General features: G+C 39.9%; 13 protein-coding genes and 1 tRNA gene. 10 read left to right on the top strand and 4 right to left on the bottom strand.

What is annotated here, in order from left to right:
* Positions 1 to 85 precede the first annotated feature (85 nt).
* On the bottom strand, positions 86 to 1759 hold the full coding sequence (locus tag OLM56_RS07760; RefSeq protein WP_264528896.1) for a T9SS type A sorting domain-containing protein: 1674 nt from the start codon (positions 1757 to 1759) through the stop codon (positions 86 to 88).
* Between the two features lie 345 nt (positions 1760 to 2104).
* Entirely contained in the window at positions 2105 to 2716 is a 612-nt protein-coding gene (locus OLM56_RS07755; protein WP_264528895.1) for a murein L,D-transpeptidase catalytic domain family protein, read from the bottom strand.
* 139 nt (positions 2717 to 2855) lie between these two features.
* Here OLM56_RS07755 and OLM56_RS07750 point away from each other — a divergent pair, with 139 nt between their 5' ends.
* From OLM56_RS07750 to OLM56_RS07705, 10 genes are all read left to right on the top strand, one after another.
* The gene (locus tag OLM56_RS07750; RefSeq protein WP_264528894.1) at positions 2856 to 3755 is read left to right on the top strand and encodes an EamA family transporter; all 900 of its coding nucleotides are present in this window, start codon (positions 2856 to 2858) and stop codon (positions 3753 to 3755) included.
* A 44-nt stretch (positions 3756 to 3799) separates the two neighbouring features.
* Positions 3800 to 4153: a MauE/DoxX family redox-associated membrane protein gene (locus OLM56_RS07745; protein ID WP_182494045.1), complete on the top strand. Its 354-nt coding sequence runs from the start codon at positions 3800 to 3802 to the stop codon at positions 4151 to 4153.
* Between the two features lie 106 nt (positions 4154 to 4259).
* Positions 4260 to 5612 carry a CHASE3 domain-containing protein gene (locus OLM56_RS07740; protein WP_182494046.1) on the top strand — a complete coding sequence of 451 codons (1353 nt, stop codon included), beginning with the start codon at positions 4260 to 4262 and terminating at the stop codon, positions 5610 to 5612.
* Between the two features lie 19 nt (positions 5613 to 5631).
* The gene (locus OLM56_RS07735; RefSeq protein WP_264528893.1) at positions 5632 to 6465 is read left to right on the top strand and encodes a sterol desaturase family protein; all 834 of its coding nucleotides are present in this window, start codon (positions 5632 to 5634) and stop codon (positions 6463 to 6465) included.
* Positions 6466 to 6567: 102 nt separating this feature from the next.
* A complete protein-coding gene (locus OLM56_RS07730; protein WP_121376670.1) occupies positions 6568 to 6846 on the top strand; it encodes a DUF2805 domain-containing protein in 279 nt (92 codons plus the stop codon).
* Positions 6847 to 6980: 134 nt separating this feature from the next.
* Positions 6981 to 7262, top strand: coding sequence for a DUF2089 family protein (locus tag OLM56_RS07725; RefSeq protein WP_121376671.1), 282 nt, complete (start codon positions 6981 to 6983; stop codon positions 7260 to 7262).
* Positions 7263 to 7469: 207 nt separating this feature from the next.
* Positions 7470 to 7853, top strand: a complete 384-nt coding sequence (locus OLM56_RS07720) for a hypothetical protein (protein WP_264528892.1) — start codon at positions 7470 to 7472, stop codon at positions 7851 to 7853.
* Positions 7854 to 7856: 3 nt separating this feature from the next.
* A complete protein-coding gene (locus tag OLM56_RS07715) occupies positions 7857 to 8798 on the top strand; it encodes an alpha/beta hydrolase family protein (protein ID WP_182494050.1) in 942 nt (313 codons plus the stop codon).
* Positions 8799 to 8873: 75 nt separating this feature from the next.
* Positions 8874 to 10721: a peptidase M61 gene (locus OLM56_RS07710; protein WP_264528891.1), complete on the top strand. Its 1848-nt coding sequence runs from the start codon at positions 8874 to 8876 to the stop codon at positions 10719 to 10721.
* 130 nt (positions 10722 to 10851) lie between these two features.
* Positions 10852 to 11562 carry a DUF4369 domain-containing protein gene (locus OLM56_RS07705; RefSeq protein ID WP_264528890.1) on the top strand — a complete coding sequence of 237 codons (711 nt, stop codon included), beginning with the start codon at positions 10852 to 10854 and terminating at the stop codon, positions 11560 to 11562.
* A 108-nt stretch (positions 11563 to 11670) separates the two neighbouring features.
* Here the strand turns inward: OLM56_RS07705 and OLM56_RS07700 are convergent.
* Both OLM56_RS07700 and OLM56_RS07695 read right to left on the bottom strand, forming a co-directional pair.
* Positions 11671 to 11744 (bottom strand) — tRNA-Thr (locus OLM56_RS07700).
* A 78-nt stretch (positions 11745 to 11822) separates the two neighbouring features.
* Positions 11823 to 12089, bottom strand: a complete 267-nt coding sequence (locus OLM56_RS07695) for a hypothetical protein (RefSeq protein ID WP_121376677.1) — start codon at positions 12087 to 12089, stop codon at positions 11823 to 11825.
* Positions 12090 to 12106 lie beyond the last annotated feature (17 nt).

Here is a 12106-nt window from a genome sequence, read left to right as displayed (position 1 = left end):
ATTGCAGGTTTTTTTATTGCTTACATTAGCACATTAAAAAAGGCGTCCAACCAACTGAACGCCCTTTTTAAAGAAACTTAACTAACTATTTTTTTACAATTTTTAAAGTGTTTTGATTTCCATCAGTATCTCTTGCTTTTACCAGATAGCTACCCGCTGAAAGCTGAGAAGTATTTACGTCAACCGACTTACTATCTCCGACTTGCTGCATTACTTTCTGTCCCAAATAATTATAAACCATTATTTCAGAAATAACAGTCTCCCCAGAAACCGTCAAGATATCGCTCACTGGATTCGGATAGGCTTTAAATTTGATGGCGTCTTTTTCATCCGTCCCTAAAACAACCGCCTGATAGGTTATTGTTACCTTCCACGTATTGTTCGCTACGCGATTGTATATTCCGTTACAGCCTGTCGTGCCATATGTTCTCCAGGCTCTCAGTTCAAATTGTACCGCACCAGTCGCTCCGTTTGCAATAGTAAGATTAGAACGGTTGTATTGATAGGTCCCTGAAGTATCTCCCGCACCACTTGTTATGGCAGCTTCTTTCAAACCAGTCGTATTGCACACTAAGATGGAACGCTGTTCTGACATAAATCCATCCGCAGCTGTCTGCATAGAATAAGAAGTCGCTACAGAGGCAATTTGATAACCAGCAGGAACATTCACAGTCATTACACCAGGGCAGGCAGTATTTGAGGAAACAGTAATGGTTGTGCTGGTTGTTTTATCCGTAAGAATATCCCCAGCAGTATGGGTTGTAGTGAGCTGTCCTGTCGTAAAACTAGTAGGCCTCCACACTCCTTTGTCTGTTGCACCACAATTGGATCTCACCCAAAAATAATACAGCTGTCCTATGGTTAAATCGTTAAGCGTCACGCTTGTTTGAGTAGACGCCACATTGCCTGTAGGTTCCGTATCGTTATTTGGAGCAGTAGCTGTCAATGAATAATAATAGTCATATCCATTGCTTGGCACAGATGGAGGAGCCGTCCACGAAACTGTCGCTCCCGATGCTGTAGTTACAGCTGATAATCCTGTCGGAGATGGGCATGTTGGCAGTATTTCGGCACTGGCGCCAAATAAGTTGAGAACACCCTCTTCAATTGAAGTTTTAGTAATCGTAATTCCAGAAATCTGCTTCGACTGGTTTGCAGGCAAGATGGCTACTTCCATCTGATAGAGTCTTGGATTTCCAGAGGGACTTTCAACAACGTCATTGGCCAAATTTACTCTCCCGATACCCGAAATTGCTACAGGCAATGCAGATGAATTAAACCAATCCGGAACAGTGGAAGGACTCAATGCTTGGGTTGTATTGTCCGAAAAGTTAATCGTTCCAGAAATTGTCGCCGTACCACTGCCAGAAGTCAAGAGTAAAAATAGTCGCGATCCTCTAAGCGGATTTGCAAAAACAAGAGTACCACTTTCATTTTGTGTCGGAATTCGCAACACATTATTAGCCGAATAGGAAGCCATCTGAAATTGCAAGCCTGCAGTTGCCGTACTGTTTATCAAACCATTGACTGGCAAAGCCGTTGCCAAAGGAGTACCTGCAGCAGTTGCTTGAAAATCTGTGGTAATAAAGGCAAAATTTGCATTATCTACCGCAATAGTCGTTGAGGATGTGGATAAGCCTATTCCGTTTGCTATAACATCTGCATTAAACCCTGAATTTACCTGAAAGGCAACAAATTCTTGTGCTTGAGAAAATAGGGTCAAAAAGAGGGAAGAAAGACATAGTAAAGTTTTTTTCATAAAAAGAAGTTTAGGTTGAAGAAAGAATTAAAAATCAACCATAAAGACTTATAATTATCATCTTTTTAGTTAATTTACTCGAAACTAATTCTTTTATTTATCAAAAAAAACTACATTTTATTCAAAAACCTATAATAAGAATTATAATCACAAAAAAGTTAAAATTACAGTCAAAACAAAGCAATATGTCATCTAAAATTAAATTACTACAAAAAAACACGACAGTAGCCTAGGAAGCCACTATAATTGTTTCATTTTCAATATAAAACTTATAAAAAATAGGTTTGTGATTTTTCTTTTTAGCTTGGTTTTAATTCAAAATAAGATGAACAAACCAGAAGTGATTCATTCAATAATCCAAAGCAGGACGGGCTTGTCGGCTTGCTGCAGCTTTTTATCCAAAACCCTCATAAAATCATCCGAAACTGCCGGGCAGCCCCAGCTTAAGGGAGCATACTTTGGGTAAATTTCTTTATCTGAAACAGCGCTCCAAGAATGCAGCACTACCACCCTATCTACCGCATTTTTGTTGGTTTCTTCCAATCCATGCAGCCAATATTTAATTTTGATTCCCCAAGTACTAGAATCCCTTTTGCCGATTTTATATTTGCCCTTTGAAGAGCAATGGCTATCGTCTTTATTACTGAATTTTGCCTTTTCCCATTTAGTATCGTTATCTTCTTTGACATCGCAGCTGCCGTGCGTGACGAGATTCTCATTGCTGATTTGGTTGGTCTTGAAATCATAAACAAAAAATCGGTTCTTGCCAGAATGAATGCTCAAGTCGATCAGAAAATAATAACCTTCATTGAATTTTTTATCCTTGCAGAATTCCCTAGCCTCTTTATGAAACGCAGCATAATCTCGCTTCTTGACGATTTCCTCCGAAGCCGCTACCGAAGATTTATCACAGCTTATGAATTGCAAGGCGACAAACAAGAGAATTTTGTGAATCATACAAAATGGGGGCTTTTAAGTTGAAAGTACATTATTATCTATTAACTAAAATCCTGTTAAAATAGTATCTTTTAATCGCAAAAAAACTTTTAGCAAAAAAACTATGCTTTATCTTTGCCCGCTTTTAAAAATTGAAAGAATGTTTGGAAATAAAGTATTGAAAGGAGTTTTTCTTGTAGGCCTAGGCGCTACAAGCTACGGAATGCTGGCAACTTTTGTAAAAATGGCTTACGACCAAGGCTATACGACTGCCGAGGTTACTTCGTCGCAGTTTTTGTTCGGGATTATCGGAATTCTTATCATAAACGCTTTCCAAAAATCAAGAAAAGACAATGTCGTTATCAAAGCGACACGCAAAAATATCACCCACCTGATGATTGCCGGTACCTCTACAGGACTGACCAGCATCTTCTATTACCTTGCCGTTCGCTACATTCCCGTTTCAATCGGAATCGTATTGCTTATGCAGACGGTCTGGATGGGCGTTTTGCTTGAAATGTTTCTCGAAAAAAAGCTACCTTCGACAACAAAAATAATAGCAGTAATTATCGTATTAGCGGGTACTGCGTTGGCTACCAATCTTATCAACACCGAAGCTACCCTAGACTGGCGCGGTATTGCGTGGGGATTAATGGCTGCGGCCTCTTTCACGACCACTATGTTTACAGCCAACCGAGTAGCCTTAGGAATATCTTCGGCCCAAAGAAGCTTATACATGCTTTTGGGAGGCGGTATCATCGTACTCACTTTTGCACTGATTACACAAAATACACCTTTCGATGTCAACATATTCTTAAAATGGGGAATCGTCCTTTCCCTATTTGGCACCATAATTCCTCCCATGCTTTTGAATGCTGGTTTTCCGCTTACCGGAATCGGATTGGGAAGTATCGTGTCGTCGCTGGAACTCCCGGTTTCTGTGCTTATGGCCTTCTTCCTGCTCAATGAAGAAGTCGTATTGATGCAATGGATTGGCATCATCCTTATTATTCTGGCAATCGTCATCATGAACTTCAAATTCAAGAAGAAAGAAATTTAATGCTTTTGAAGCCAGAAATTGCCTAAATTCGTAAAAACGCTTTTATGGATTTACCTTGGCATTTATACCTGATGGCCTTTCTATATATTTTGGCAGGACTGAATCATTTCAGAAACCCGAAAATGTATGTAAGGATAATCCCTCCCTATTTTCCAAACCCAAAACTGCTAAATATCTTGAGCGGACTGGCAGAAATATGCTTCGGACTGCTTTTATGCCTGCCTGATTATTCCACGTACGGAGCTTGCGGCATCATCTTTTTGCTTATTGTCTTCCTTCCCGCCCACATCCATATGCTACAAGACAAAAAGGCTAGTTTCGGATTGCCAAAATGGGTTTTGATACTACGTATCCCATTACAATTCCTGCTGATCTATTGGGCCTATTTATATATTTAGAAACCTTCGTGCTTTTTTAAACGTATACAACAAAATAATTCCATTATTTTGCAGTGGCATTTTACCGTGCCACCCCAATTAAAAAAAATACCACAAACCGTTTAAAATGAGAAGACTATCTCTAAAAACCACTATTGACATAACGTTCCTCGTTATTGTCGTTTGCTTTGCAATGTTGGCCTACTCCATCCACAACCGATCTCAATCTGTAAAGCAAAACAGAATTATTGTAAACCATACCAGCAACATCAACAGCGTATTAGAAAAAGTACTTTCTAGCACGATCGATATCGAAACAGGAACACGCGGCTATACCATTACGGGTGATGAGAATTATCTGGAAGTTTACAATCACGGACATAAAAATCTTGAAATTTGGATTGATTCGCTACGTTCCATGAACGAAACTGATGAACTACAGATCAAAAAGCTCGATACGCTTGAAAAGCTGATCGATTCCAAGAAAAAGATCAGCGCAATGGTCATCCAGGCCCGAAAAGAATCTGGAATGGAAAAGGCCGCTGAAATCGTAAAAAAAGGCCGTGGAAAGGAGGTCATGGATTCAATCCGAAAGTCCATACGCGATTATCAAAATCAAGCGGTTTTGATATTGACTGAAAATCTAAGCCAGACAGAAGAAAATGTAAAGGCCCGAAACAATAATTTCTTTTTGTTTACCGGCATCACTTTTATCATCTTGATTTTTGCCTACATAAAAATCCGCCAGACTACGCAAAGGCTTCTTCTGGATAAGATTATCCAAGAAAACCTGATGGACGAACTTACGATACAGAACCAACAGTTGAATGATTTTGCCAACATCACTTCGCACAACCTAAGATCGCCTGCCTCTAACATTACTGCCCTGATCGCTACCATCGAAGAAAACAGTCCGGTTGAAGAATACCGGATGATTTTCGACATGCTCAAGAAAGTAGCGCAAAACCTGAACGATTCCCTAAACCAATTGATGGAAGTGCTCCATATCAAAAAAAATAAGATTGTCGAAAAAGAACTATTGGCATTCCAAGAAATTTTCTCCAAGATTACCGAATCGCTTCAGGGCGAAATCCTGAAATCCGGCGCGATCATTAAGGCCGATTTCAAAGAAGTTCAAGAAATTGCGTATTCCAGAATCTACCTAGAAAGTATCTTCCACAACCTGATCAGCAATGCGATCAAGTACAGGGCTGAGGACAGGACTCCCGAAATTACGATCCGTTCTGAAAGAAAAAATAATATTGTTTATCTTTATGTCATCGATAACGGACTCGGAATTGACTTAGCCAAGAACGGCCACAAAGTTTTTGGCATGCACCAGATTTTCCATAACCATCCCGAAGCCAAAGGCATAGGGCTTTTCATGACGAAAACACAGATAGAAAGCATGAAAGGAAAAATCTCAGTAGCCAGCGAAGTCAATATCGGCACCACGTTTACCGTTATGTTTGGTACTTAAAAACTAAATACTGCAGCCTATGAATGATATCGTAAGTTATTTTTCAACTATTCCTTCACTGCACCGAGGTCTTATTCTCGTTGGAGGTATTGCTATCTTTTGGATGATCGAAAACGCATTTCCCTTGTTTCGGTTCGATTATAAAAAATGGAACCACGCAGGAATCAATATCTTCTTCACGCTGACCACGATTGTCGTGAACTTCATCCTGGCTTTTATATTATTGCTTTCTTCAGAATGGGCCATAAGGAATGATTTTGGTGTCTTGCAATGGCTACCAGAACTGCCGCTTTGGCTCTATACGCTGATCGGCCTTCTGCTGCTAGACCTTATCGGTGCCTACCTTGCCCATTTAGTACAGCACAAGACCCGATGGCTGTGGCATTTCCATCTCATCCACCACACAGATACCTGGGTCGATACTACTACCGCCAACAGGCACCATCCCGGCGAAAGCTTTATCCGCTTTATATTTACCGCTTTGGCTGTCTTGGTTGCAGGTGCTCCGATGTGGCTTGCTTTTTTATACCAATCCCTGTCTGTCGTCTTTTCGCAATTCAATCATGCCAATGTTTCGATGCCTGAAAAATTAGACAAATACATCAGCTACATTATCGTTTCGCCAAACATGCATAAGGTACACCACCACTATATGCTACCTTATACCGATTCAAATTACGGCAATATCTTTTCTATCTGGGACAGGCTTTTCGGCACTTTCACCTCCCTTCCGAAAGAAGACATCATCTATGGCGTCGATACGCACATGCAGCCATCCGAAAACAACCGTCTTTCTAATTTGATCAAAATCCCATTCCAAAAACACAGGTCGCCTCAAAACAATCCCAAATAAAAAAATTTATGCCTGCTTGAAAAAGTAATTATTTTTTTTCTTAATATTGATTAACAATTAAAAAACGTATACAACTATTTTATCTGAATTAATTTTCATGTAATGAAGAAAGGCAAAAACATTGAGCTGACTTGGGAGGAAAATGAAAAGCTTGTTACATTGGCTTTAGAAGAAAGAAATCCTTTTGAGATTATTAAAAAAGAGTTAGGATTAGCCGAAAAAGAGGTAATCGAAATTATGAAAAAGAAACTTACCGCAGATAAATTCGAGCTGTGGAAGAAGAAAGCAATGGCCAGCAAACCAAAACCAAAACCGCCCAAAATTGATGATTTTGACGATGATTTAGATGGCAAATACTACATCAAGAATAAATTTGATTAACATATATTACCCTTAAAAATATTCCTTTTCGGAATATTTTTTTTTGCCTTATCGCAAAATAATTTGAAACTAAAATTAATTTTATTTAATTTTGCATTAATAAAGTTAATATTTATATTAATTAATTTTAGTTTATGACACCAAAGCTTCCCATTCATTGCCCGAGCTGCAGCGATTCTCTTTCGGTCTCCCAGCTCAAGTGTGAGAATTGCCAGACTACCGTTTCGGGCCACTACTCGCTCCCCTTCTATCTCCAGCTTTCGGAAGAAGAACAAAACTTTATCCTCCAATTTTTCCTGACCAGCGGTAGCCTTAAAGAAATGGCTGTACAGATGGGCAATAGCTACCCCACTGTCAGGAACAAGCTAGACGATATTATTGAAAAGATAAAAAAACTTAAATCTGAAAACCCATGAAAAAAACTACTACTCAATCCTTTTGAAAACACTTCCGAAACAAAACTCCTTCTCTTTGGATTAGCACTGACAGCTGCCGGAAGCTATCTCGCCTATCTTTTCAATGGAAGATACGACGGTGTTATCGATCTCCATTTTACCGGAACCGTAACCTTATTACAGCCTTTTCTAGACAACCTGATCAATATTGCCTGCCTAGCATCGGTCTTGTTTCTTACCGGAAAGCTAATCAACAAAAAGACCCGTTTTATCGACATCTTGAATCCGGTGCTCATTGCTCGTGTGCCTTTTTACCTATTGACGCTTACAAACTTCAACAACTTTATTTCCGACATCACAGAAAGCCTGCTTGAAAAAATAGACCTAAAAAATATGCCGACTGATATAGACATAGCACCTTCAAGCGTTTTAATGCTCACCTTATTTTCGCTGCTTGCTATTATCTGCATCATCTGGTTTGTTATCCTGCTCTACAACGGCTTTAAGATTGCGGCCAACAGCAAGACAAGCCTGCATAAAGTATATTTTGCACTGTCGATTCTTGCGGCAGAAATCATTTCTGGAATTGCCATCTCACTTTTAAACTATTAGATCATGATCAAAAAAATACTTGCATTTAGCTTTGCCCTATTCTCGGCCATTGCTGCTTTTTCTCAAGAAAGCAAATTCACAACAGAAGAAATCGCTGTCAGTACTATGCTTAACGGAACTTTATACAAACCGGAAAAGGCATCCAAAAAAACAGACCTTATCATCCTGATTGCAGGTTCTGGTCCGACAGACAGAGACGGAAACCAGCCTGGAGCTTCAAGCAATTCTTTGAAATTTTTAGCCGAAGGATTGGCCAAAAAAGAATACGCCGTTTACAGTTTTGACAAAAGAGTGATTGCTGAAATAAAGTCAGGAAACCTTGACGAGTCCAAATCCAATTTTGATATCCTGATTCAAGACGTAAAGGATATCGTTTCCTATTTCAAGGCCAAAAAACAGTTTAGGAAGATTATCATTGCCGGCCATAGCGAAGGCTCTCTAATCGGGATGAATGCAGCCACAGCCAACACCGATGCTTTTATTTCGCTGGCAGGCGCCGGAAGACCTATTGACGAGGTTTTGGTAGAACAGATCGGAAAGAGGGCTCCTATGCTAAAAGAAGAAACCGCCAAAAGCCTTGAGCTGCTCAAAAAAGGAGAAACCTTTGAATCTAAAAATCCAATGCTGGCAGGCCTTTTCAGAAAAAGCGTACAGCCTTATATGATTTCTTGGCTAAAACACAATCCGCAAGAAGAAATCAAAAAACTTGCTATTCCGATTCTGATTATCAACGGAACCAAAGACATTCAAGTTTCGGTTCAAGATGCCGAGCTGTTGCACAAAGCCAATCCTAAATCAGAACTGGTACTAATCGAAAACATGAACCATATCTTTAAAGAAATCAAGGGCGACGAGACGGAAAACATGCAAAGCTATACCAATCCAGACCTTCCGGTGATGCCCGAACTTATTGAAAAAATTACTATCTTTCTCAAAAAAGTGTAATTCTTTCTTAAATAAAACCTAAAGCTGTAACAAAAGACAAGCTCAAGGCACTTATCTAGGACAAAATAAAAGATAATGAGAAAAATAGTTTATTCACTGGCCGTTGCCGCATTGCTATGGAGCTGCAAGCCATCTGAAAATGTAGTTTCCAATACTGCAAAAAATGAAGTCCAGGTACAGATCGACCTTACCAATATCAAAGACGATAAAGTAATGGTCACGGTCACGCCGCCAGCGATTAAATCTGAAAAAATAACCTACCATCTTCCGAAAATAATCCCAGGAACCTATTCTGAAGATGATTATGGGAAGTTCCTAGAAAACGTAAAAGCCTACGATGCCAAAGGCAATACCTTGGTTGTAGCCAAAGTAGACGACAACTCATGGACGATCAACGATGCCAAAAAGCTGGCCAAATTGACCTATTGGGTAAACGACACCTATGATATTGAAGGAACACACGATATCTTTTCGCCAGCCGGAACCAACATCGAGGCAGGAAAAAATATCATGCTGAACACCCACGGTTTCGTCGGCTATTTCAAAGAATTTGTAGAAACGCCTTACCAAGTAAGCATTGCGCATCCAGCAACCTTATGGGGAGCCACATCGATGACCGACAAGGATGCTGCGGACACTAACGATGTATTCACGGTTTCCAGATACTCCGAGCTGGTAGAGAACCCAATCATGTATTCCAAACCAGACTACACTACGTTTACCGTAAACGGTATGGAAATTCTGATTGCTGTTTATTCTCCAAATGGCGTGTTTACAGCCGAAAGCATCACGCCGGAAATGAAGATCATGATGACGGCCCAGAAAAATTTCTTAGGAAAATTCAATTCTACTAAAAAATACAGCGTGCTGATCTACCTGTCAGATACGTCACGAAAAGACGCCCAAGGTTTTGGAGCGCTCGAGCATCCTACCGCTACGACTGTGGTAATGCCAGAAGCCATGCCGAAAGAACAATTGGCAGAACAATTGAAAGATGTTGTTTCGCACGAATTCTTCCATATCGTGACTCCACTAACGATACACTCTAAAGAAATACAGTTTTTCGATTACAACAATCCTAAAATGTCAGAACATTTGTGGATGTATGAAGGCGTTACCGAATATTTTGCCAACCTGTTCCAAGTCAACCAAGGCTTGATTACAGAAGACGAATTTTACCAAAGGATGGCTACCAAGATTGCCAATGCTTCTACTATGGACGATACGATGCCATTTACCAAGATGAGCTCGTCAGTATTGCAAAAGCCTTACAAAGACCAGTACCAGAACGTCTATGAAAAAGGTGCGCTGATTGCCATGTGCCTTGACATACAGATCCGCCAAGACAGCAACGGACAAAGAGGCATTCTTGACCTGATGCAGAAGCTTTCTAACGAATACGGAACTCAAAAAGCATTTGACGACACCGAACTTTTCGACAAGATCGAATCGCTGACTTCTCCTGAAGTAAGAAAGTTCCTCGATACCTATGTAGCGGGACCGACACCGATTCCGTACGATGTTTATTTTGCCAAAATGGGCGTTACCAAAGCAATGACCCAAGTTGCCGGCAATGTATTCCTCAAAGGACAGGAGCCAAATTTCTCGATAAATCCGCAGACCAAAGAAATCTATGTCCTTCCAGGTGCCGAGAATCTTGATTTCTACAAAAGCCTAGGCATCAAGCCCAACGATATCATAAGCGAAATCAACGGTACCAAATACAATCTCGATAACATATACGACATGATTATTGGCAGTATCGCGTGGAAAGAAAACGACCCGATTACAGTAAAGATAAAGCGCGGCGGCAAAGAAATGCTGCTAAAAGGAACCGTAAAGCTTCCGCATGACGAAATTGAAGGCTTTCAGGCTACCGACGCCAGCAAGGCAAAACTTAGAGAGGCTTGGCTAAAAGGATAATTTAGCCTCTGTCAGAAAACTAATCCCCAATTTAAAATCTAGATTGGGGATTTTTTTATTATTTTGCCGCGAATTAGAAATTTTGGAAACCGCCAGAAAGGCCGTCCACAAGAAAACACCCAGACCAATTATGAAAAAAATAGTGTTTGCTTTAGCAGCATTAGCCATCATCTCTTGTAAGGAAGAGAAAAAAGCAACAGGAAATCTCCACATCAAAGGCAATGTAGAAGGACTCACACAAGGAACGCTTTATATCCAAAAGATGGGCGACAGCACCTTAGTTCCGGTCGACACGATTAACATCAAAGGGAATTCCAATTTTGAAAGCCACCTGCAGATCGACTCGCCAGAAATGCTCTATCTTTTTCTAGACCGCGGAGAAACCAACAGTATCGACAACAACCTGATGTTTTTTGCCGAGCCTGGTAATATGACCATAAACACTACATTGGCCTCTTTCTTTGCGAACGCCAAGATAACCGGTTCTAAAAACCAAAAACTATTTGAAGATTACAAAAAGATCATGAGCCGCTTTACGAGCAACCAGCTCGCGTTAACCGAGCAAAAGCTGCGTGCCTTGCAGTTCAATCGCGAAGCCCCTGCAGACATCGAAAAGAAAAACGACGAGAACATCAAAAAGAAATACCTGTTTGCCATCAACTTTGCGCTAAACAACAAAGACCATGAAGTCGCTCCTTATATTGCTTTGGCTGACATTTATGACGCCAACATCAAATACTTGGATACGATCAACAAATCGATGACTCCAAAAGTAGCCCAATCCAAATATGGAAAGATGCTTACGAAATATATAGCCGACAGAAAAAAGATCGGAGAATAAAACAAAAAAACGTCTTGAAAATTCAAGACGTTTTTTTTATCCATTTTATAATTCGGAAAATTCTTAAAAGCAAAAAACCATCTGAATTAACAGATGGTTTTTTTATTGAGCCGATAGAGGGACTCGAACCCACGACCTGCTGATTACAAATCAGCTGCTCTAGCCAACTGAGCTACACCGGCATCTCAATACGGGTGCAAATATAGTTCTGAATTTTAATTTTCCAAAAAAAATCTGCACTTTTTTTTATCTTTTTTCGACTACAAAGCGTTGATTTTAGCAACCAATTGATTAGCAGCTTGTTCTAATTCTGTATGGATTTGCTTGAAATGTGCTTTTTTATTTTCTACATTTTTTGCATTTACTTTTGCGATCAAAGAATCAAAAGTAACGATTGCTTCATCAATTAAAGCCTCAGAAGCTTCAGTCGGTTTTCCTGTTGTAGACATTTCCCAAATGTATACTGCTTCAATAATATCTCCTAAAACGTAGTTGATGTCTTTCTTTAAATTCTTAACGTTTGCCATTTTTATTTTAAATTTTA

The organism is Flavobacterium sp. N2550 (assembly GCF_025947265.1).
Classification (GTDB): domain Bacteria; phylum Bacteroidota; class Bacteroidia; order Flavobacteriales; family Flavobacteriaceae; genus Flavobacterium; species Flavobacterium endophyticum.
Note: the sequence above shows the minus strand (reverse complement) of the source record. Positions and strands in the feature narration are given on the sequence as shown.